Below are 22,651 nucleotides of genomic sequence, written 5' to 3'. Positions count from 1 at the left end.
ATGGACCCATCTTCCCGCACCGGGGAAATCGTGGAGATAGACATTGGTGATGTTCCTGATTCTCGCCCTACGAATTAGACGAAGTTGCTACGAGCTGCTGGCCTCACCCAACCCTGACACGTAGGGGATCAGCAAGCGACCTAATGGTCCAGCTGTTGCTGTTGCTGTTCTGCCGCTTGAGCTGATGCACCTCGACGACGGTGCCAGTGGTGTAGGTAAACTCCGAACCCTTGCCAACTTCGGCGTCGACGTCTTCTGTAACCAGTGAGCGGCGAGCATCCGCTAGGCAATAAAGGGCATGGCGGATGGCCCAGGCAAGTTCGTACTTGTTGCCTAGTTTGTCGGCCTCGCCACCGGGTCTGGGGGTCACCCTTGCTTCTCTTCGCTTCCGGCCGTAGACAGCATTGATTTAGTCTCAGCACGAGCTACGAGCATCTCCGACCTCGGATATGGCTGCTCCGGCGACCCGGAAGTAGCTTCGAGTTTCTGATGATGCGGATTCCTCCCTTCCGCGTCAGCGAGTGTCATGGTTCTCCTTACGGTTTGCGGTGCTCATGTAAGCCTATGTTGGATTCATGACGCAAAGATTGCAGATGTTGAGACAACCCAGGCTGTCAGTGAGGCCCGGACCCCGGGACGTTGGAGCCGGAGGCTGGACCAAGACGAGATCTTGACCAAAGAGGAATGACCCTCAACGGCTGGAGGGTGCTGCTGGCAACTGACCACGCTGAAACTGCCTAAAGTGTTCGTATGACCGTTAGAGCCCTAGATTCCAGAATCAGTCTTGCCACGTCTATGCACGCCCAGCCGGGCGTTTATGCATTGCTAATAGGTTCAGGGACGTCCACCGGCACCGGCATGCCAACGGGGTATGGCGTCATCAAGTCGTTGGTCAGGCAAGCGGCGGCTGCCTCTGCCGATCCACTTGTTGATGACGAGGAAGTCGAGGCATGGTGGAGTCGTAATGGTGATGGCCGTGAGCTTGGCTATTCGAATCTTCTCGAGCAGTTGGCGCCCAACCAAGCAGCGCGAAGCGCTTTGCTCAGTGAATTCTTTGAGGCGACGGAGGGAGACAGGCAAGACGGGCTCAAGATCCCCGGACCGGCCCACACTGCAATCGCTGAGCTGGTGCGAATGGGCCTGGTGAGAGTCATACTCACCACGAATTTTGACCGACTGTTGGAGCAGGCACTGTACGCTTTCGGAGTCGTTCCGCAGGTGGTCGACTCGGAGGCCGCTGTACGTGGCATGAAACCATTGGTGCATTCCGCATGCACGATTGTTAAGATCCACGGTGACTACAAGAGCCTGGAACAGCGGAATACGCTGGCTGAGCTGAGTAGTTATGGGGATGAAATGCAGCGGCTCGTAGACCAGGTATTCGATGAATACGGGCTGATCATCAACGGCTGGTCCGGGGAGTGGGACAAGGCCCTTATTGAATCGCTGAAGGGGAGGCGGTCTCGACGGTACCCGCTCTTTTGGTCGGCATACGGCACGTTGGGTGAGTCCGGCCGGGAGCTCGTCGAAAGGCATAATGCCGTTGTTCTCGAAGGAGTTACTGCCGACGAGTACTTTCCCGATCTGGTTTCGCGGCTGGACTCCCTCGCGAGGCTTGCCGGCAGTCCGCTTTCAGAAGCTATGGCTATCGCAAGGCTTAAGAAGCTGCTTCCATACCGAGAAAATCACATTGAGCTGCGCGATCTTCTTGAACGTGAACTCGAGAAGATCACTACGGTCGTGGCCGACCGTTCACAAATGATCGTCCCGGCTGACGGTTCAGATCAGGTTGTCGGCCCCAGAGACTTCGACGCCGAATGTGCGCGACTGCTGGCTGGGTCGAGAACTCTGATGAAGCTCGTAGCGACCGGAGTGATGTTCGACCGAGACAAGCTGCACACTGACGTGTGGGTCTGGGTCATTGAAAAACTTCTCCGCTCACGCCCGCAAATCTCAGGACAGTACAACGAGCATTGGGTGAACCTCGGTCACTACCCCGCGCTGCTGGTGTTCCGCGCTGCAGCGATTGCAGCGGTTGCATTCAATCGTGAGGACGTCTTTCTGAAGCTCGCCAAGGAACCCAGATGGAAGGATCATGCTTCTCAAGAGGAGCCTCTTCCGGCCTTCGCTGCACTCGACGGCTACGAAGTCTTGAACTATGAAGTGGTGAGGACATTTCCTCGTTGGAATGGAAACAACCGGGCATGGTTTCCGATCAGCACGCTTGTAGAAGACGACATTCGCGATGCCATCCAGCCTCTGGTGGGAGACCAGCGAAGTTACCGGGAGGCGTTCTGCCGGACTGAATACCGGATTGGGCTGCTCTTTGGGCTGAATCCCGTCGCCTGGCGTGAAGCTACACCTGGCTTGTACTGGAGTCGCGACACTGGTTGGAACAGAGAGGGCGAACTGGTCTGGGAAGCTGAGTTCCGAACCAACGCGGACAGGCAGGCTTGGGGCTGGAAGCCTGAGCAGTCCGAGGGCGAGGATGCGTTTGTCAACGTCCTTGATGATCTAACTGCGAAGATCAAGTCGGCACGGTTGAGCTACTGAGCGGCGACGTGACTTGCTTGGACGCCGGGGGCGGACCTGCGTCGCAAAGCCCGTCCTTTTGGCTATTGACGCTTTTTGCAGCGGGCGGCCCCAAGCTGTGAGGTTGTGGTCCCTGCGGACCGCTTCTTCGACAGCATCCGCTCTCATGACTTTGGCATGTTGCTTCTAAATTCCAGGGTGGAATGTGATGTTCAGGGGAGTTTCTGCGTCGGCAGTTGGCGGTAGCTATCCCCGACGGCATTGACGATGTCCAGGAAATTATCGATTCGAATTTGCCGTCGCCTGCTGGTTGCTTTCCATGGCTGCACCATCGACAGCGCATCTAGCCTTCGGCGAGGTTCGCACCGAGGGTATGGAGGGGGCCAAAGTCGTTGGCGAAAGGATCAACGACGGTAAGCCGCAGGTCGGCACTTCGGAGTCGATCCAGGGCTGTCTCGAGGCGTGCGGGAATTAGGTGTCCCGCGGCTTTGAGCACACGTGCGATCAGGAAAACGCGACGTGCAGCGCTGTGCTCCCGAGAGACATTGGTGGTCGGATTCGCGAAGAATGGCGGGCTGTCAGCTGGCGTCGACCCATCAAGGGCGTTGATAAGGGCCTGGATAGCGTCCGGGTCGGTGTTAAGCCGGTGGAGCCGCGGCGTGGCGAACCTCGAATGCCGGAGTGTCTTCAGCGGTCATGTAGTCGTCACATGAGTGATGGTATCGCGGTTAACCCAACCCCGCTCTTCCCAGCACAACCCACACAGATCGATGGCGGAGCTACATAAGCTCCGAGCTTCACCGCTGCGTCTTAACGGCAACCCCGTTGATCGCTCAGTTTGATTTTTTCAGGTGGGATGCGGGGGATGGGCGCACGGTGAGCGCGGCGCTGATGCGTTCTGTGCTGGTGAACCATGAGAGTAGCTGTGGGTCAATGGCGCCGATAGCAGTTCGCATGTTGACCAGTTGGGCTGGGACGTTGCTGTTGATGATCGGTTCCAGGTGAGCTATCCGGTTCCGCAGGTGATAGACGCCTTCGACTGCGCGTTCGAGGTCTCGCGGGGGTCCTGCGCAGTTGCGGAAATGCCTCGCGGAGCGCTTCGTCCCAGAGTCGCTGTTTGCCGGCGTCGTGGCGCCCGGGCAGGATGAAGCGCCAGGTTCCGAGGGACATCGCCGCCAGGATGTCTTCGTGGAGCGGCTCTTGTTGGCCCTGTGGCCGGCGTGTGGTGGATTTGAGCGCGCGACGCTTGGCATCGGGGATGTCACGGCCGGCGATGCGGAGCAGCAGGGCGGCTGGGTCGATGAGCCAGTCGGACGAATGAAAACGGCCCGTGTCAGGGTCCAGTTGCGAGGCATTCCAGATGCAGAGTTGTTCATCCATGGCGTTGCGGAGGACGACTTCAAAAACGTGCAGGGCTTCGTAGACGGCCCCTGAGAGGTCGATGTTCCACCTGTAGAGCCGGATGGCCTCCTGCAGGGTGGGTGTCTCCCGGATGTAGGGGGCGAGGCGTTCCGGGCTGATCCTATGCTGGAGGACCCGTTCGATCGGTGTTTGTTGCGTTGACGCCATGGGACTAAACTGTAGAGGAAGACAGGGGCAGGTTCCCTGTTATGGATTACTGAGGGTCACGTGGCCAGGTGCTGCGGGGCCCTCAGCCGTTAACCGCGACTGGAAGCATTTCGGAACGCCGGATACTTCACGTAGTCAGCCGACATGCCCGTCAGTTGCCCGGTTCCGGCAGGGGCCTTTTGGACCTTTCACCAGCGGAGTACGCACTTCGGTCATGCGGCTGTCGGCCAATCGGACCATGAATGCGCTGAAGGGAGGTCGGAGCGCTTTGAAAACGCCAGGGACCAAGAGTGCCGCGTGGCCTGAGCAGGAATCACGCGACGACGCGGGCATGACCCGATTGCCGCTACGCGTTGATTCCTCCGTCGGGATCAACAGTCTCAGGACAAAGAAGCGCCGCACCCCCTCGATGCGAGGTGCGGCAGTTGGCGTGAGGCCTTTGGTGGGGAGAAGTGGGGGTGTGGACAGTGTCCGCACTTTGGGTCACGGACTGGGCCGTACCGGTGCCGGACTGGCCCGGATTCCGCATGTTTCCGCGGGAGCCCAGTGTTTGCAGGGGCTGGAGTCCGGTTCGAGTCCCACCTCGGGCACAGTGTCTCCGCAGGTCAGGAGCGTTTTCGTTGTTTTTTCGTGTGGACAGTGTCCACACTCTCGCCTCTGATCTGATTCTCCGGGTGTGTGGGGTCCCGGATGGGCCGATTCGGTTGTGTGGGGGAGCGGCTCTCTACGGCGGACCGGGTACCGGCTTGTGGGGTCTCTGCTGGGTGTTCATCCTCGTTCGTCCTTCCGCTGGGTTTTCGCGTTCACTACTTCATGGTGGCTCGGGCCGCTTACAACATGATTTGTTGGTTATTCTCTGTGGTGCTGCCGTGGGTGTATGCGTGCAGCAGCAGCTGGTCTGCCCACTCGATCCGGGACCAGCGCGGCTTGCTGCGTGTCTGGGCCAGGAGGACATTGTCCATGGGTTCGTCGATTCCGGGGATGTCTGCCGTGAGTTGAACCCGGACGGTGGGGACCTGGAGACCCGCGATCAGGCTGATAATTCGCTCGTCGGTCGGGAAAGATTTTGCGTCCAGCATTTCGGCCCAAAGCGTCCGGGCCCGGTCTATAGCATCTCGGACGTTCAAGCTCTGCATTGATCTCGCGCAACTGTCGACGGCGTTCGCGGTCTGGGTTTCTTTGGTCGAAGCCGGCAAAGAGATGCGGTTAGTCGGGGCGATGGTGCTGCCGCGGTAGACGAACTTGGCGTTGATCTGGCTGGACTGCGTCGAGCTTAGGGGCAGCTGGCCCCGCTCGGTGGTGGGCGCGGTTTCTCATCAACGTCGCAACACCTGACTGAAGTGGTGCTATTTGTTTGAAGCTCACGAAGCGGGATGGGAAAGATGACGCCCTCAGGGCTTAAAGGGAGCAGGGGGCGGAAGTGTGCGGTGGTCCCCGCAGCCGGGCCCGCAGGAACGGGTCACCGTCCTCGTCAGTGCGCTGCTGCCAAGGCCGCAGGAAGTTCCGTCAGCGCTGCGACGGTGAATTCAGGAGCCTCAAAGTAGCCCGGGTAGCTACCCCCGGTCCTGTTCAGCCACGCAGTACGCATCCCGGCGCGGGCGGCGCCGTTTATGTCCCACGGATGAACGGCCACCAGCAACATGCCGGATGGGCCGGCCCCGGAAGCGGCTGCGGCATCTTCATAGGAAGCCCGGGCTGGCTTCCAGGCGGGCGCGTCTTCGACCGAAAGCAGCCGGAGCCTCCGACAGAGTGGCGAGCTCCCGTCCGCCTACTCATAATTGGCGGGCTCCATGACGTCGAAGCGCAACCTTCGTGCCGGGGGCGCCAACAGGGAACGACGCTGGCGCTGGAGCCACAATACCGGGAGACCGTTCATATCGCGCGCCAGTTGCCAGCGACGCTCGACCTCGATTCCGTTGCCCGGCATTGCGGAGGAATTGACCCGGTGGATGTCTGGTCCGCCGCTGAGAACCCGGGCTTGCGGCAGTGGCATGGGCTCGGGAACCTGGCGCGAGTAGTCCACTAATCGGCGCTGGAGCAGCGCCCCCGCCTCGTCGAGGTCGTCGATATCGTACGGAATCCATCGCGGGGCGGCGCCGTCGCCGGGAAGATAGGCGTAGACGCGCCGCTGCGTTTTGTTTCCGTTTGGACTTCCCTCATTGAATCGGGCGGTCGGGCCCACTGTCTGCCGGCCCCGCGACTGGTGGCCTTCGACGACCCGTTCCACCGCCCACAGCAGGTTGGATTCGTCATCCAGGCCGAACTGAACGCGCTCCACTGCGCCGCTTTCCAACGGAATTTCGGCCACATGCCATAGCAGGAGGTCCTCCGCGGCAAGGCCGTCCGTCTGGAATACCGTCCAGTCCTGCGGAGGTCGCAGGCCCGGCCAGAGCAGGTTTCCTGCGCCGTCGGCATCCATGCTCGCGTAGTTGCGGCCGAAGCTGTCCTGGACAGCGACATCGTGGATCGCCAGGAGGGACCCTGCAGTACCCATGACGGGGAAAACAAACCATTCGTCGCTGTGCGAGAAATAGAGTTCCGTCATGATTGCTGTGGCCGTGTGGCTACTGTCCGGGGCATAGGCGCCGATGTCCTGAGCGGGATCCTCGATTTCCCACCAGCCGGCCAACGGCGCGCCCGGGTACTCCAGCCGCGTCGGGACAGCTGAACGCGGCTCGTGTTCCAAGGCGGGATCTGGGGCGCCGTCGGCGTCGACGGAGTACCAGTCCATCCGACCTCCCCGATGTCCATTGACCTGCAGAGTCAGCCCCGGCGCGGTGAAGGCTGATTCTGGAGTCTGCTGATACACCAGGTTAAAACTGTCCCAGGCCGGAACGGGTTCTTCGGGGGCGGGTGCGGGGAAATCGGCGTCGGTCAGTCCCAGCTCGGCCCGCCGGCGCCACAGCGCGAGTCCGTCAACGAAGCCGGTGAAGTGCTCATAAGGGGCGGGCGGGTCCTCGAATCGCAGGCTGGCGTTGTCGGGAAGGTTCCGGGCGGAGGCAATAGCCGCGCCGGCCCGGAGGCGCCGGCCCATCGTCCACCAGTCGTCCGTCTCCGATTCCACCAAGGCTTCGGCGGGAACAACTCGCGGATCGAAGGCCGGCACCGGATACTGCACAGGCAGGGAGGAGACGTCGTAGTCCAGCCACACGGGGGTGGTCGCATTCTCGCCCTGGTGTTCACCCATTTGCCATTGCCGGGCCAGAAACCACAGCGGGTCGTGGACTTGTGCGCCGATTCCGTCGGCGAAGTCGGGGGTCTGAGACCGTGGTTCGAACCGGAAGTAGCTCGGGTAAATGGTTCCCATTCCGTGCTCCTATTCGTAGAGCGGGAACGGCTCGAGCCTCACCCGCGTCGGTCCGTAGTTGCGCAGCCAGGACGCCGGAGTCACTGCTTCGGTTTGTCCTAGCTGGTTGGCTTGCACGGTCCGCGCGACCGCAAGTTCACGGACCTCCAGGAGAATCCTGTGCAGCAGGTCTTCGTCGATCCGGGTGCCGGCGACGGGGGGCACGGCCAAGAGGATGGCCTGCTGGGCCCTTGCGGCCGGCGCGTTGAAGCCGAAGGCTGCGTACGTGTTGCGTTGAGGCATGGGCACCGACTCGCTGAAGGAATCAATGAGGCCGGCCGCGACCTCGCCTTCCTCCCAAACTTCTTCCGGCCCGTAGGCAACAACCAGCCGTGGCATCCTCAGCGCCGCCGTCATGCTGGTGCCGCGCTTAGCCAGGTTGTCCGCGATGGTTGCGGTCCGCCACGGATCCCCGGGGGAACTCGACCATGCTGTCAGCGGCGCCAGGGCCGGGTCCAGCTGGAGGGCCTCAAGGCGGGCGAGGGGGGCACGGGCGGCGGCCACTACGCTGAGCCAGTCTGCGTCCAGTGATGGTTCCACAGCAGGGCGGCCGCCAGCAGATAGTACCGTCACCGCGAGCAGTTCGGCGGGCTGCCAACGCGCCAGCACGGCCAGCTTGCCGGAGGAGCAGGCGAGCGTCGAAAGGGACCTTGCCAAGCTGGCGAGGCCGTCCGGAGTTCCGGCGGCTTTCAAGCCCAGATGGTCAGGGACGGGGCGGTCTATCTTCTCGGCCGGGACGAGGACGGAGGGATCCGGGAAGCCTGCCAGCCTGCCGGCGAGGGCTTCCGCGGCGGCGGCCGCGAGTATGTGCGGGGCAGTTCCGCCTTTCGGCGGGTCCTGGCCCAGGCAGGCGGCGTAGAAGGTGGCAGCGTCGGCCGGAGCCGCGACGGGAGTTATCCCCCAATGCGCTACCGTAGCCAGTGCCTCCAGCTGTTCGGCCCGGCCCGCCTCCCCGAGGGATGCCGCAATATTGGCGTCGTCCAAGGCTGCGGTGGCTGCGGCGTGGGTAGCGGTGTAGCGGCTGAGTAAATCGGCGTACGCACGACTCCCGGTGTCGGCGCTGATGTCCCTACCCGCGGCAGGTCGGGCGCCGAGGGCGGAACTCAGTTCGGCGCAGCGCTGCAGCTGCCAGGGCGCTTCCACGACCGGCAGGGCCATGCCGAGGGCGGCCCGTATGCGATGGTGGAGATCGGCTTCTCCCAGGCTGTCGAGGCCTGGGCCGTCCAAACCGAGTAGGACGGAGTCTGCCATGCCGAGAGGCTGGCCCAGCTCGTCATGAACTGTCCAGAGCCTGCCGTCGGGGGGCGGTTCGACGTTCACCGCCGCATTTTCAGGTGCGCCGGCCGCGGCGCGCACCAACGTGGCCAGTGCTGCCGGATCGAGGCTGTCCAGCTGGGCTGGGAGGGCTCCGGTTTCGCGCAGGGAGACGGTGCCGAGGTCCGCGCCGTCGACCGCAGTTAGACGCCAGACGCGGTTGCCCTCCTGTCTTATGCTTGCCACGGGCAGACCCAGCCGGCGTCGGGCGAGTTCTTCGAAGTGCGCAGCGGAATGAGTCAGGGTGTCGACCGGTGACAGCACCAGTTCTTCGAGGGTGACGATGCCCAGTTGCACGTCGTCGTCGGCGTTGGTCACGGTCCACGACCAGTCGCCGCCCAGCCGGTTGTCAAGGAACGCTGCCACCGAGGCATCGGCCAGGCGTGCCGGCGTCGCCCCCGCAGGTGGGTCGGTCCAAGGGAGCACGGACAGCACTGTAGTTTCCAATTGGTAGCCCGAGGGGCGGGTTCGGGAGAAAGCGAAGGACGGCGGGGGCCCGAGACCGGCGGCGGCGTCCATCGCGTCGGCAGCCCGTGCGCTTTGGCGGCTCATGGAGTGGGTGACGCCGTCTGCGACCAGGAGGTCCGCGTATGTGTCCAAAGACCGGGCCAGCGCTGCCAGTGCTTCCTCCTGGGACGCTGAGAGTGGAAATTGCGCGTTGCCAGCGAGTAAGCCGACAAGAGCGTCCTGGCCGTTGCAGACCTGCCTCGGGTGGATCCGGTCGGCGTACATGGGATATACCGCGCGGAGGTCGGCAAGCCGCTGGTAAGCGGACCGCGCTTCCCCGGCGGGCGGGTGGGCGCCGAGGATGTGCTCAATCCGGCGTCCGACCACCTCGAAAATGTGCATGCCGGCACGGACGTCCTCGGCGATGTCGGTCGCGGCCCTGACGGTGGAGCCCGTCAGGTTTACGGCCCACGGGTTCTGGCCGGCTTCGTTGAGGGTGCCGGTGCGCAGCCCCTCCCGGTATTTGTCCCGCAGCACGGTTGTGGTCAGCGTCTGGTCATACGACGGCGTGTGCAGCCTGCCTGACAGGGTGGGCCCGGGTGTCCCGGGGAACGGGCCGTTGGCCCAGCCGTAGACCCCCAGCCGATGGAAGGTCCGGGTGCTACGGGAGGTTTGGTTCAGGCGCTCCCAGGCGAACCCGGTGACCCACGGATCGATCCGGATGGAGGCGCTGTCGAGGGTCGCGCCCAGGGCCCGTTCCAGCGCTGTCCGGAGCTGGTCCGTCATCGGAAGGGTGACCCGTGGCCTTCCCGTTGCAGGGTCCACGTCGCCGCTTTCCCAGGGTCCGAAAGTGGAGGGGTCGATCCGTCGGGCGAGGTGCAGCGCTCCGTCGTTCTGCGCTTTCAGCACTCCCTCCAAGGTTCCCGGCAGCTCGCTTGACCAGCGATACGCGGTCTGCGTCGCATGCAGAAGCAGCCGGATCAGTAGTGAGTCAGGCAGCACGTGCAGGCGGTACTCGGCGTGTTCCGTCTGGATGTAGCCGGTGAACACTCTTTCGAGGTCGTAGTCAGAAAGGTCAGCAGCAAACCTGCCGGGCTCCAGCAGGTACTTGACTAGGTCGGCCAGCGGATACGTCAGGGCAGCGTTTTCCTGATGGTCCTGGAGGTAGAGCATGCGGGTGGGCTGGACCAGCGGCAGGCGGGAGCGTGTGGGCAGGGTTTTCTTCAGGGGCAGGCTCACGGGCAGCGGGATGGGACTTGGAGTGACTGGCGGAAGCCCGAGCTGGTCGAAGCCGCGTTGGAAATACTTGACCATGATGCGGAAGGCTTCGTCGCGTTCGGCGGGAGTCTTGCCGAGGGCAGTCAGCGGCAGGTTGCCGTCGGCGAATAGCCTCATTTGGTAGGCGGCCGAGATGCCGCCCTGGCCCAGGAGGGCGGCGAACCCGCGGGCGTCCCGGCCCTGGATGGTTCCGGTGGTCCCGAGTTGGCGGTGGAGTGATCGGCGGATTGCGCCCAGCGCGGTTGCCAGGTGGGCCAGAGCCGTGTTCCGTGGCTCCGGGTTGAGCCCGCCTGGGCCGCGGCGGTCCGGCTGCCAACCATCGAGGAGGGTCACCGGAAGCAGCCCGTAGGGTTCAGATCCGAAACGGATCGGGGGGAGCGGACCCTCCGGATAGACGGTGTCCAGGGCCCAGTCCGTGACGGCTTCGCCGTAGCTGGCGGTATTCCAGAATTCGAGCAGCCACTGCCCCCACAGCGCGGGCCACAAGGCTCGCACCATCAGGCGGGAAAGCTCGGTCTGCGGTTCTTCGCGGGCGCCGGGGAAGTCCGGCAGGGCCTTTTTGGCTCCCGCGACGTGCAGGGCGAGGCGTCCGCCGACATCGTTGGCGGGTTCCTGGGCTCCCGCGATGCGCGCGTCCAGTCGAGCGGCCGCCGACTTTTGCCATTGCTCTATTTCGGAGAGGGCCTCCCCAGCGCTTTCCGCGGGGGGAGCGTTCAGTGCTGTGGGGGACCCGTTGACGCTGTTGGTGGCCGTGCCAAGGGTCATGTTTCGCAGCGTCCCGAAGTTCACGTGCGAGGTGAAGAGTTCCTCGGCCGGATCGTCGCCCACGCCGGTGACAGCGATGCCCCCAAGTTGTTCCGGTCCGAGGCCCTGGGGCAGCAGCCAGCTGCCGGCAACGCCGGCTTTGACTGCGGTGTCCCAGGAGACCAGCCAGCTCTTTCTGGCGGCCGTGGTATCGGCGAAGAGGGGCAGTTCCAGGTCGTGCGGGTCGATCGTCCGGGCCGGGTCCACGGGCAGACCGCCGAGGGGCAGAAGTTGTGCCTGTGAATCGGCGTCAAAGGTCCAGATCGCCACCGATAGTCGGGGAGGCATGCCGCCGATCCGGTTCGGTTCGGACTGCATGGGCACGTCCGTGGGAACGGCGGTGTGAACGCCCCCGTCGTCCTCCTCTGGCGAGGTTGTTCCGACCAGCCACGCCGCCCGTGCCGGCCCGACGGCAAGGCTGAGTCGGGCAAAGGCCTGTTCGCCGGCGTCACCATCCAACCAGGTGCCGTCCACGGCGGCCGGGCGGAAGACCGCCGCCCAGAAGGCGTCCAGTGCGGTGATCTCCTGGTCGCTGACGTGCCTGTCCAGCCGCAGAATCGACGGCTCTTGCGGAATGACCCTCAGGGACAGTTGCCAGAGGTCAGGGTCGGTGTTGTGCTCGGAGGCAGGTGGGTCGAAGAGGGTTTCGAGCCGCAGCGGCAGCAGAACGGCGACGTCGTCGAAGGGATAGGGGCGGTCTGGTTCGGGCCGTGCCAGCCAGAGCCTGTGGCCGAGCACGAGCACTTCGTCCAGTGCTGCCTGATTACCCTCCAGAGCCGCCAGAACCTGGGCCTCGAAGCCGGGTGGGCGGGACCCGGCGACGCGGGTAACGCTGTCGACGGCGAGGAGCTGGCCCTCGTTGGCCAGGGGCGACCGGCCCAGGGCGATGTTGACAGGATCCGCCTTCAGCACGTCGAGCAGAGGTGTGGCCAGATCCCACAGTCGGTCAAGACCGGCGGCGCGCACTGTCGCGTCGGCCACCGTCCAGGTCCCGGCTGACAGGGTCGCCCGCTCCGACTCGAGGTCCGGCCGCAGACCCTCCAGTTCCGCCGTAAGCGCTGCTGCGGCAGAGTCGAGATCGGCGAGTCGGGTGTCTCGAAGCGTGAAGGTGGTCACCGTTGGTCCTCCTGGGCCATTTTGAGCAGTTCAGCTCCACTTATGGCCACCCTGGTGGGTTCGTCCAGGAGGGCGGCCGCCAAGGCTGCGCTGTTGCTGGCCAGTTCCGGATTCGCGGGGATCCTAAACCGCAGCTCGGCCGGGGGTTCATCGAGCACCAGCCAATAGTCGGCGAGAGCGGCGGGTGCGACGTCGAAGGTGAAGAACACGAGATCCGGGGTCAGGGTGCCGGCGAAAGAGGGTCCGAAGTAGATCCGATTCCGGCGCCATGCGTCGATGCCGCCAGGCGGGTTGTCGGGCATGTCGAGTTCGGGCGCGCTTTTGAGCAGCGGGTCGGGATCACCCGCCGGTGACTTGACCAGGTACACCAGCGTGGAGGGATACCGGCGGAAGAGGGTGCTGTTGAAGATGATGACTAACCGTTCGGCGCCCACCGCCCCGAGCTCTGACGGTTTCATTGTCTGGTGGGCCAACGATCCGAGGGTTTCTGCCGGTACCTTGGCCCACTCAAGGAAAGGTTCGACATCGGCACTTCGGCGGTGTGCGGCGTAGTCCAATTGACCCCAGAACATCCGCAGGGGAGTGCACAGGCGGTCTACCGGCAGTCCGCGCCATCGCGATTCGGCGAGGAACTGGGTGTTGATGCCCATCATGAACGCGTCGATAAAGGTCGGATTAGTTTGCAAGGCTGTGATGGAGTTCTTCGCGAGAGTATCGGCACCGGGCAGCAGCCACTCCCGGTCGTACTGCCGCAACAGGGTCCAGGTGGGGTAGTCCAGGCCGAGCGGGAACTGTACCGGTGCCAGCGACGTCAGGTCCACACCCACCAGCCGGTCACCGAGGCGGCGGCGTGCTGGGCTGTCGGGCTGCCGGGGATCGAGGGCCGTGGAAAGCGCGTCCGCCAACCGGTCCAGGTCGACGGACCGGGCCCGTCCGGGGGCTTCGATACCCAGGCCCCCGAGCAAATCATCGCAAATCGTTGAGCCAACTTGGGCATGATTACCCACGATCTGCCGGCATAGGTAACGCCCAACGCAGCGGAGGATGAGTCCTTGCAGGACCCCAAACAGCAGCTCGTCCTCTTTCTCCCGCTCCAGCAAACCCTTCGCGAATTCGATCGCCCCGCCGCCAACGGTGATCCCGGCCCTTTCCAGCAGCTCCATGCCTTCGCAGTGTGCTTGGATTGCGGCAAGCGCTTCCTGAAGGCTCCCGGCGAGCCGTTGGGCAAGGTCGACTGCGGCTTCCTGCAGTAGTTCTGCGATGTGTTCGTCGTCCCCGGAGTCGTGCAGCTCGCGCCGTCGTCGCCGGTATTCGGCGCCGTTCTCAGCAGCCTGCCCGGCCAAGGTGGCGAGCACGTCCCCGAGCCAGTCGAGATCGATGCCGAAGGCGTCTTCCGCCCAGTGCTCGCCGAGAACCTCCTGGCCTGCAGAGGCCAGGGAGTCCGGATGTTCTTCGGTCCGGTCCGGTCCGTGGTTAACAGCGAAGAGGGCCGCCCCGTGATCGAGCGCTCCCGGGGCCAGAGCGGCGGAAAGAGCCCCGGGGCGCTGCAACCTCTGGGCGGCGCTTGAGAAGAGCGCGGGTTCGAGGAAGGTTCTCGGCCCGGTGAGGGCGGCCAGCGCGGAGGCTGAGTCTGTTCCGTCGGTTGTGATGAGGCGGGCGGTCATAGTCCCGAGCACCCGAAGTCGGTCCGCCTTGTTGGTGGGCAGGGCACGATTCCATAGGCTTCCGGACGCCCATAGCCCGGTGGCGAGCTGGTTTATCCGCGCGGCGGCTTCGTGCAGCGCGCCGGCTTGCTCGACGGCGGCACGCATCAGTGAATCCTGCCCTTCGACCCCCATCCACAAACCGAGGCCGGCCACAGAACGATGCCGCGGGTCGTTGTTGAGGTCGACCGGCCAACCGTGGGCCTCGTCATCGGGCTCAGGCAGCCATGGCCGCCCGTAGTGCGGCAGGCCGATCGGCTTCGGACCGGCGAGCTGGGACAGCGCGTGGTTGATGGTCTCCATGTCGGCCTGGATCTTCGCGATCTGTTCCGCCGCAGGCGTCTCCTGCTGCTGGAGCGAAGTCAAGGCGCCCCTGACTTCCAGCGGGGCTCCGAAATCCTTACCGGCCCGCCGGTACAGCAGACTGGCCTTGCCGATATCCCCCGCCGGTGGCATCCGGAGGGCTGCGGCGAGGGTTTCGAAATCACCTTCCTCGCCGGTGGCGAAGCGCCAGGAATGGAGCACAGGAAGGGCCATATCGGATGAGCCGTCCCACTGGTCCCGGCCCGCAGCCTCGAACGCAGGCACCAGGGCTGCCACGTACTCTGTCTGGGCGGCCAACGGGCGGAGGGAAACGAGCCTTGACACGGTAGAAGCTCCGTCGTCTTGCTGATGCGCCCAAAGCCAGGAGGACGCGAGCGGATAGTCACGGAGCAGGGTGGCGGAAAAAGTGCCCTTCGCTCCGGAGACACTGACCTCGGCCGCCGTTCCCACCAGGAGCACGAGCCACGGCCGAACGCCATCCGCGGTTGCAGGCTTCGGGGTGTAGCGCCACGGCAGGTCCGGATCGGTGAAATCCACGTGGACGCATTTGGTGGTTTCGGCGCCGCTTGCTCCGGCGGCTGGTGCCCGGTGGTGAATGGCGGCCGGGGTGAGGGCGGCGATGTCGGCAGCCGCCATCAGGGTGAAGGGCGCCTCCCCCGAGGCGGGTTGGGACGGGACTGCCGAGTCGACAAGGGCGAGGGCAAGAGCGCCTTTCATGCGTCCGTTAACCAAGGTCGCCTGATCGAAGAGCGCGGAGCGGGTCCAGCTGGTGAAGGTCAGGTCCAAGGCGGCCATGGTCAGAGCACTCCTGTGAGGTTGAGAACTGGCGAACCCGCCGGACTGGCTAGCGCCCCGATCCGTGCCGCGGCCGCGGTCGCCTGCCCGGCGGTCAGCCCGGTGGCCATGCGGCCGTCCTTGTAGCTGGACCAGACTTCAGGTTGGATGGCGACCTTGGCGGTCTCTTTCTTGACCGGGGCGCCGGCGAAGCGCTGGCTGAGCAGTTCGGACAGCCCGGAATTCGCGGAGAGCGCCCCGGCGGCGAGAACGAATCGGCTGCGTGAGGGCAGCTTGACCAGGTTGAGCTGGATTTCCTTTGGCACCGCCGGGCCCTTTCTCGTGGCCGGGCCGCCGGCCAGGCGCAGTCCGGACTGCTCCTGAATGAACCGGGTACTGTTGAGCGCCTGGGCATCGCTGAGCTGGAGGAAGGTGCCCATCCCGAAGAGGTCGAACTCCTGCGTGGTGGGGGCCAGGTTGCAGGACAGGATCAGTTTGCGCCAGCCGCCCAAATCGATTCCCTCGGCTTTTTGCAGGTCCAGATTCAGCGGCACGCGCTTCTGCTCCCAGACCAGGTCGCCGACGGCGCTCATCAGCACGCCGGGGGTGACGGTGGCCGCGAAGACGACGCTGGGGTCGGTTCCCTCAGTGCGGACGTTGGCGGGTTTGCTTAGTTCGCCCTTGAGGTGCTCGGCGAGGTTGGCGATGGCGGGCTTTTGTTCCGGCGGGTTGTCATCCAGGGTGAGGGTGACGTCCTTGCTGATCTTGACAATAACGCGCACGCTCGCCTCGGCGTACAGCACCAGCGGGCCGGGACCGGACAGTGTGCCGCGCACCCGCACGCCGCAGAACGAGACACCCTCGAACTCGATGTCGAATCCGGCGTCGACTCCTGCCTCAAAGTGGAATGGCTTGAACTGGATGAGCGCATCGAAGCGGAACCAGCCGTGGGCTCCGAATGGCCCGATTTCCACTCCCGCTTCGGTGTTGGAGCCGAATTGGAAGGTGTTGGACGTGATGGCCAGGTACATTTCCTGTTTGAACCACACTATTCCCAGGTCGAACCCGACGCCGGCGCGCGCCAGCTTGGGCAGTTCGAGGTTGCCCGGGTTGAACGAGGGGTGGAAACCGCCGACGCTGAAGAGAAAGTAGCCGTTGGCGCCGTACGCCATCCGCAGGGCGACACCGCCGGAAATCTTGATGAAGCCCAGAATCTGAGAGTTCACGAGGGCGCCGTCGAAGAACACGAGGGACTTGGTCAGGTCGATGCCGCCGATGAAGTCCAAGCGGAAGTAGACGAGGGCGAAGTCCTCCGAACCGACCACCAAACGGGCAGATCCGGCGACGAAGATCTTGCGGGGGCCTGGGAGTTCGATGAAGAGCCCGATGTCGAGAGTGAAAAGGGAGAGCCAGTTCAGCTGCAGGGTGGGCCCGATCAGGAAGATGCCGTCCGCGGCGGGGAAGAACTGGCCCATGTCCCCGAGTAGCTTGGGCGCGTTCTGCATGGGGTTCTGGTTGAACAGCACATCACCTGCGGCGCCGCTGGCGAGCCTTTCTCGAAGCAGATCGGTGTTCGCTTCCCGGTTGATGCCGACCAGACCGCCGAACCCCGATACGGCGAAACCAAAACCGATCTGAATTCCGGGGGGCGGCAGCCGGATGCCGATGAGCGCGACGAAGGACGGGCCGCCGCCGGGGAGTGTCTTGTACAGACCATAGGCGAAGGCGCCGATGCCGAGAATCTTCAGCTGCAGCGCCCCGCCGAATTCGTCCGGGCCGAGAACGGCCAGGAAGCCGCCCCCGTCGACCGGACCGGCCTTAAGTGAGATGCCGATGCCTGTGGGCGGCAACAATCCGGCGTTGCCGTTTGTCCACCGGCCCAGCCACACTCCGGCGCCGTCCATCGTGGCTTTCAGCGGTCCCAGCTCGGCGCGGGCCCCGTATCGGAACAGTGCCCGGAAATTTAGGCCGCGACCTGCCACCGTGGCTTCAAGCCTAGTAGTCATAGAGTCGACGGACAGGCGGGCGCCCGGACTGCCCAGGTTCAGGCCAATGTCCGTGCTGAACTGAACTCCGAGCGCTGGCGAGCTGCCCTGCCCGTCCTGTCCGGTGGATCCCTTGCCCTGCAGGTAGCTGGTGTTCACGGCGGATTCAAACGTGAGGAGCGCCGGGATCTTGATCCCGAAATTGAGGAACTTCAGGAAATCCGGCGCCACCGCGAATTCGACCGGATCGAGCTGCACCGTGCAGCCAAACAGTGGGCCGGTCGGGTTAAAAGTGAGGCCTGCACGGATCACCTCGACGGCGAAGTGGGTCCCGTCAACAGCGCCCAGCAGCAGGGCGTACTTCCCGTCCGGTGCCGGGGTGCGCCCGACCAGCGCGGTCACCGTCCCATCGGAGCGGGCAGCGGGGTCCAGTCCGTTGCTACCGAACTGCAGCCGCAATTCAGTGGCCGAGTTCTCCGGGGTGTCGAAGGTGAGTTGCCACCGGCCGCCCAAGTCCACCGATTTGGACCTCAAGTCGGCCGGCTTCTTCAGCCGGACGACCACGGCGAGGTCGTCCAGCTGGTCGAAGGCCGCAGGGCCCTCCAGAGCGACGGTGCCCAGCGGGCCGTCCACCGGCGGCAGCGCCGTGGTCTTGAAGACGTCGAGGTCCAGAGGCACGTCGAAAGGTAGCGGCAGGGTGATGGGCGAGTTGATCAGGTTCAGCAGTTGCTGCAGGCCCACGCCCGGGACTCCGGGGATGGGAAGGGAGAGGAATCCCTGCTTTTCGTACTCCACCTTGAGTAGTGCCTGGGGGCCTGCGATCCAGAGAAGGATTAGCGCCTGCAGGGCCTTGACGTCGTCGATCTTCTGTACGGTCAGGAGTAGCCTATTCAGGACGACGCTGCCGGGGCTGCGTGTTAACTCGGAGACGTAGTCCCAGTTGATCGAAAAGGAATGCGGGCCTGTACCGCCGTCGCCGGCCTCCCACTGCACGCCTATAGCGCCGGCCAGGGCGAGGGCTTCGGCTACCCGGGGCAACTTTTTTTGTAACGCCCGGACCAGCAGGGTCTCGCGCAAGGCGACGTCGCCGGTGATCGAGCGAAGAGCCGAAAGCCAGCGTTCCAGCCCCTCGCCGCTGGGGTCAGCGCTGACTGTAAACAGTTCTCCGATCCTTTGATCCAGGCCCTCCAGGATGGACGGTTTGGGCGGATCCCCCTCGAGGCAGTCTCGAAAGAGGCTGCTAAGTGATTCCAGCAGGTTTGCCACCACAAAATCCTTTACCCAAGTGATCGATTAGGGCTGCCCGAACGGCAGGTTGTGAGATGCGCTGGGCCCTGGGACTCTCCGAACCGAAACGGACGCCTTTCCAAGGGCCTCTTTGCGGAGCCGCCGATACATATCCGGTGGGTCCGTCGCGCTGCGCACGGACTCGGAGCCCGAGAGAACCGGTCCCGGTGTGACCAACACAGAAACGTACGTGCGTCGAAGGTGAACAGTGCCCCAGGTGCCCATNGCTGGGGGGGGGGGCCTTCGGAAGGGAATTGGGAGGAGGAACGGGACCACACTCTCCTAGGTCAGTAACACCGCTGGTGTGAAGTCCATGTGTGCGGAAGAGAAGAGATATTTCAATTTCGACTCCAGCGGAAAGAACCCTGTCCGCCAGCAAGAGCGGCAGTGCGCCGGGCGGGCGAGGATCAATGCACTCAGCGCGTTTACCGTCCTGAGATGTCTTAAGACTCATAGACTCGACGTTTACGACTTTGAGGTCATCAGGGCGCAGTAGCCGCAAACTTCCCGGAGACTCAGGGACGGCGATGCCGCCACCCAAATAATCAAGAATCAGCAGATCATGCGGACGGAGGATGCTAAAACTTCCGCTGGCACTCACTTGGATCACCGTCTAATTGTCCGGACGACGCCGCTTTAGAAGGCCGGGGAATTCTCTACGTGGATTACGTCTCCGCGGGGGCCGTACGTCAGCACAGTTCCTTCCCATCGACCGAAATCGAGGCCGGCACCCGCTGTGCCGAGATTGTAGAACTGGGTCGCCGTGGAAGCCCGCACGGATGTATTAAGCGTCTGTGCCATCCGCGAGCAGAATACGTTTCCGTCTCCGTTCCCGGCTGCAATGAAAGCTACGGAACACGAGAACAGGTCCACGCCGGCCGCAAACTTATCCCGCAGCGCGCTGAGCTGCGGGATGTTGGCCTTAGCGAGGTTCTCCCGACAGAACTGCACAAACCCCGGCGCCCCGTGCGCCATGAGTTTGAGCCGAACCAGGTCCGCCGTATGTGCAACCGTGTTGGCCGCACTATCCAGGAAGAACTGCAGGGGAGTGTCGAAATTTACCTCGATGACAGTGTCTCCTGCAGGACGAAAACCTAAGAGGCGTACATCCCGATACACAAGACGGTGGCGGCCGGACGCCCCAGGCCCAGCGAACAAGTCGTCAGCGAAAGCGGCGGGCGCCTGGAAGAATCCCAAGAGCGCCCTGAACGTCGCCTGGCTAGGCTCAACAAGTCCATCATGAAAGCCGAGTTGCCGCTGCTGGAAGCGTTTGATCGCATCAATCGTCTTTGGGCCAACAAGCCCGTCCACCAGCAGACGTGGGTTTGGTCCGCCAGATCCTGCGTCGACATGATTCAGCAGCATCTGCACCGTGAATACGTCGTCAGGCTCGTTAATGCCTGCTTCGCCCACACTCGCGGACAAGTCCCTCACGCCCATTTTGTTCCTCCGTCCGCTGAACACCTGATCGGTTACCGGCCAAATCGGCGAGGCGGCCTTCTGGCTCGAATGCCTCAACGCTGTTCGGGTAAGCAATATTTTGTCGCGCCTGGGATGACAACAATTGGTACCCTCGCGACAGGGATGCCTCAAGGAACTGTAATCCCACCTGAGTGATGCCCCAGGCGGACAGGATTCGTCTTGTTCTCGGATGATGGACTCATTGGTCTGTGGTGTCAATGGTGCGTCGCGAATTAAGAATAGTGTTCGCTAAATTGGGTGGGTGCCTCATTTGGGAAATGCTCGCGAAATCGGATGGGCGCCTTATTTGGGAAGTGCTCGCGAAACGTGGTCCGGTTTCGGGTGAAGCTGGGACCACGATTGATGGGGCCGGGGTTGTCGTTGTTAGAAGGCGGGGAAGTCACCAAATTGAGGCCGCCGGGAGTAAGGAGAGCCCCAGGATCCAAGGATTTCCAGGTTGTCATAGTTGACGGTCTGTTCCCCGCATTCAGTACGGAAGCGAGCCTAGGGCCGTTCGGTTCCGGACGTGGAGATCATCCTCTGATCGCGGTCGGCCTCGCCGGAGCACTGGATGGAGGTGCGGGCTTCGATTGGTCATGCAGGGTCCTGAGCGCTTCTCAATGAGATGCTCGGACAGGAGGAATCCATCGCCATGACGCTCATCGATTTCCAAAACGAGAGCCGCCCCGTGGTGCGGTGCTTGTTCGGGGCCGGTCCAGCTCCGGAGGTCGCCTCTTCACAGCGAAGCGACATCGAGCGCCAGACAGAACTGCCGCGACTGGCGGGCGCTGCAGTAGCCTGGACGCCGGCCACGAAGGGGGCAAAAGGAGGGGTGTGCACAATGTGCACACCCTGGGCTTCGGATCGGATCGGGTCGTATGTCGGCCTGACTGGGCCGGATTGGCGATGTTTGCAGGGGAGTGGCGTGTCTATGAGGTCTGGAATGCGGGTCGAGTCCCACCTCGGCACAGTGTGTGGGGTCCCGGATAGAGCTATTCGGTTGTGTGGGGGAGCGGCTCTCTACTGCAGATCGGGTACCGCCCTGCGGGGTCTCGTCTGGGGGTTCATCCTCGTTCGTCCTTCCGTTGGGTTTCGCGTTCACCACCTCATGGTGGCTAGGACCGCTTAGAACATGAATTGCTGAATATTTCTTGGATCGGGCTGGGGTTGCGGCCGGTCCGGAATTTCCGGTCTGATACCTGTTCATGTAGGAATGCGCGGGGAACGGCATGACATGGCATTCATGAGTTCGCTGAGCCCAGCCAGTCGGTAGGCGGGGCCGGCCTCGAGGGCCCGGTGTAGGAACTGGTGGGCTCTGCTGCCATGGCCTTCCCACCAGTTAACCCGCCGCCGCAACCATCATTTTTCCCGTCATCGCCGCATCCGGCTTCTGGGTATCCAATGTCGCTGTCCTCGCTGTTTTGGCGGTGGGAGCTGGCCACGTTGCCCTCAATCAGACCCCGACGATCTCTGCCTCCCTGGGCGAGCAGCGCGGCGACGACCATGACCGGATCTTTGCCGATCGCGGCGGTCGTTCGTGGATACGAGGACGCATCAGATGAGGATTCCGCACACCGATTTGAATGTACCGTTTGGCCCCCCGTCACCGGGCATTTTGCGGGCGGGTTATACGGGAATCGGCTGGCCGCGGAAACCGGGCAGCAATGGATATCGACGCAGAATGGCACTTCGCTGATGGCCGTCCGCCCGTAAGGGCAAGCTTTCCAGAAATCCTTCCGGACCCAAGAGATCCGTTCGGCCGCTCAACGGTACCGCTGGTGGTGCCCCTGGATATTCCGGCTTCTGTGAAGCTCGGGGACATGCACAAGCAGATTGTCAGTGGGACAGTTGAATACACGGACGCAGTCGGGCTGGCCCGCTGGAAGGTCACCTGGCGTTACCTTCCATTGGACCCTGGAGATGACCCTCACATGGAATACCTCAACGCCCCTAAAGCTGCGTATGAAACGGAGCTTGCTGAGCTTTTGAAACTACCTGCAGACCTTTAGCGTCCTTGCCCTCTGGTTACTCTGCCGCTCGGATAGCGATCCTCGAACGGGTCACTCCGGCGATCCAAAATTGATTCGGGGCAGCGGATTTCCAGCGGGTGTTGCGCCGTTCCGGTTCAGACGGATTCGTTCTGTCCTGACTCCGCCAGGGTGATGCCGGCGACAGACCAGTATTCGCGGGAGAGCTCGTGCAAGATCACCCGAATCGTGTCCGGACGGATTTCCATGACCACAGCGTAAGTGGCCGTTAGCGCAGCCAGCAGCTGACGCTTCTTTTCAGTGGAGGAGGGGGATGCATTGAGATCCTGAATGAGGGGCATGCACAGATTGTGGCATTATCCGCAGAGGAACGGGTGGACTCCGGACAGGCCTGATGCGTCTCGAAGTGCGCAAATCGCCTGAAGTTGGCCATCCTGGCCGCGCTGGGCCCCGCGAAGCCGTCCCGTTCAGGGTCCACATAGGTCATGGTCACATCCGCTAGCTACCCGTTATGGGACTCAACGACACCTGCTGCGTTCTACTGCCAGCACGGCTACAGGATCCTGGAAGTCCACGGACCCGTCGTTCCCAACACCATCGCCTCCGCCCTCCTGCAGATCCGGCCGTGACCGGCCTGATGCCGCACATCTACTTTTGCCGGACCGAAGGCAACCCGTCACCACCTGCTTCGCTTTCTCTTCATGGGCGACGGCGAATTCGCCG

The 22,651-nt window shown here is 63.4% G+C and carries 11 protein-coding genes; 3 read left to right on the top strand and 8 right to left on the bottom strand.

The window, feature by feature from the left end; genetic code table 11:
- Window positions 1-750: 750 nt before the first annotated feature.
- The gene (locus AC50X6_RS18390; protein WP_494967583.1) at window positions 751-2,553 is read left to right on the top strand and encodes an SIR2 family protein; all 1,803 of its coding nucleotides are present in this window, start codon (window positions 751-753) and stop codon (window positions 2,551-2,553) included.
- A 909-nt stretch (window positions 2,554-3,462) separates the two neighbouring features.
- On the opposite strand, the gene AC50X6_RS18385 is transcribed toward AC50X6_RS18390, so the two are convergent.
- From AC50X6_RS18385 to AC50X6_RS18355, 7 genes are all read right to left on the bottom strand, one after another.
- Window positions 3,463-4,101, bottom strand: a complete 639-nt coding sequence (locus AC50X6_RS18385; protein WP_494967582.1) for a hypothetical protein — start codon at window positions 4,099-4,101, stop codon at window positions 3,463-3,465.
- Between the two features lie 830 nt (window positions 4,102-4,931).
- Entirely contained in the window at window positions 4,932-5,180 is a 249-nt protein-coding gene (locus AC50X6_RS18380) for a hypothetical protein (RefSeq protein WP_494967581.1), read from the bottom strand.
- Between the two features lie 689 nt (window positions 5,181-5,869).
- On the bottom strand, window positions 5,870-7,408 hold the full coding sequence (locus tag AC50X6_RS18375; RefSeq protein WP_494967580.1) for a hypothetical protein: 1,539 nt from the start codon (window positions 7,406-7,408) through the stop codon (window positions 5,870-5,872).
- 9 nt (window positions 7,409-7,417) lie between these two features.
- Window positions 7,418-12,406: a hypothetical protein gene (locus tag AC50X6_RS18370; protein WP_494967579.1), complete on the bottom strand. Its 4,989-nt coding sequence runs from the start codon at window positions 12,404-12,406 to the stop codon at window positions 7,418-7,420.
- Window positions 12,403-15,228, bottom strand: a complete 2,826-nt coding sequence (locus AC50X6_RS18365; RefSeq protein WP_494967578.1) for a hypothetical protein — start codon at window positions 15,226-15,228, stop codon at window positions 12,403-12,405. The genes AC50X6_RS18370 and AC50X6_RS18365 overlap by 4 nt, the downstream gene beginning before the upstream one ends.
- 2 nt (window positions 15,229-15,230) lie before the next feature.
- Window positions 15,231-18,458, bottom strand: coding sequence for a DUF6603 domain-containing protein (locus tag AC50X6_RS18360; RefSeq protein ID WP_494967577.1), 3,228 nt, complete (start codon window positions 18,456-18,458; stop codon window positions 15,231-15,233).
- Window positions 18,459-19,115: 657 nt separating this feature from the next.
- Entirely contained in the window at window positions 19,116-19,892 is a 777-nt protein-coding gene (locus AC50X6_RS18355) for a DUF4347 domain-containing protein (protein ID WP_494967576.1), read from the bottom strand.
- 1,712 nt (window positions 19,893-21,604) lie between these two features.
- Here AC50X6_RS18355 and AC50X6_RS18350 point away from each other — a divergent pair.
- Window positions 21,605-21,949, top strand: coding sequence for a hypothetical protein (locus tag AC50X6_RS18350; RefSeq protein ID WP_494967575.1), 345 nt, complete (start codon window positions 21,605-21,607; stop codon window positions 21,947-21,949).
- A 116-nt stretch (window positions 21,950-22,065) separates the two neighbouring features.
- Here AC50X6_RS18350 and AC50X6_RS18345 read toward each other — a convergent pair whose 3' ends face one another.
- Entirely contained in the window at window positions 22,066-22,269 is a 204-nt protein-coding gene (locus tag AC50X6_RS18345) for a tautomerase family protein (protein ID WP_494967574.1), read from the bottom strand.
- A gap of 144 nt (window positions 22,270-22,413) precedes the next feature.
- Between AC50X6_RS18345 and AC50X6_RS18340 the strand changes: the two genes are divergently transcribed.
- On the top strand, window positions 22,414-22,557 hold the full coding sequence (locus AC50X6_RS18340) for a hypothetical protein (RefSeq protein WP_494967584.1): 144 nt from the start codon (window positions 22,414-22,416) through the stop codon (window positions 22,555-22,557).
- Window positions 22,558-22,651: the final 94 nt, after the last annotated feature.

The organism is Pseudarthrobacter sp. HLT1-7 (genome assembly GCF_059383435.1).
Note: the sequence above shows the minus strand (reverse complement) of the source record. Positions and strands in the feature narration are given on the sequence as shown.

Coding starts and splice junctions, on each gene's coding strand:
- AC50X6_RS18350 (WP_494967575.1), top strand. CDS start 21,605: ATGGATATCGACGCAGAATGGCACTTCGCTGATGGCCGTCCGCCCGTA.
- AC50X6_RS18385 (WP_494967582.1), bottom strand. CDS start 4,101: ATGGCGTCAACGCAACAAACACCGATCGAACGGGTCCTCCAGCATAGG.
- AC50X6_RS18365 (WP_494967578.1), bottom strand. CDS start 15,228: ATGGCCGCCTTGGACCTGACCTTCACCAGCTGGACCCGCTCCGCGCTC.
- AC50X6_RS18390 (WP_494967583.1), top strand. CDS start 751: ATGACCGTTAGAGCCCTAGATTCCAGAATCAGTCTTGCCACGTCTATG.
- AC50X6_RS18345 (WP_494967574.1), bottom strand. CDS start 22,269: ATGCCCCTCATTCAGGATCTCAATGCATCCCCCTCCTCCACTGAAAAG.
- AC50X6_RS18375 (WP_494967580.1), bottom strand. CDS start 7,408: ATGGGAACCATTTACCCGAGCTACTTCCGGTTCGAACCACGGTCTCAG.
- AC50X6_RS18380 (WP_494967581.1), bottom strand. CDS start 5,180: ATGCTGGACGCAAAATCTTTCCCGACCGACGAGCGAATTATCAGCCTG.
- AC50X6_RS18340 (WP_494967584.1), top strand. CDS start 22,414: ATGGTCACATCCGCTAGCTACCCGTTATGGGACTCAACGACACCTGCT.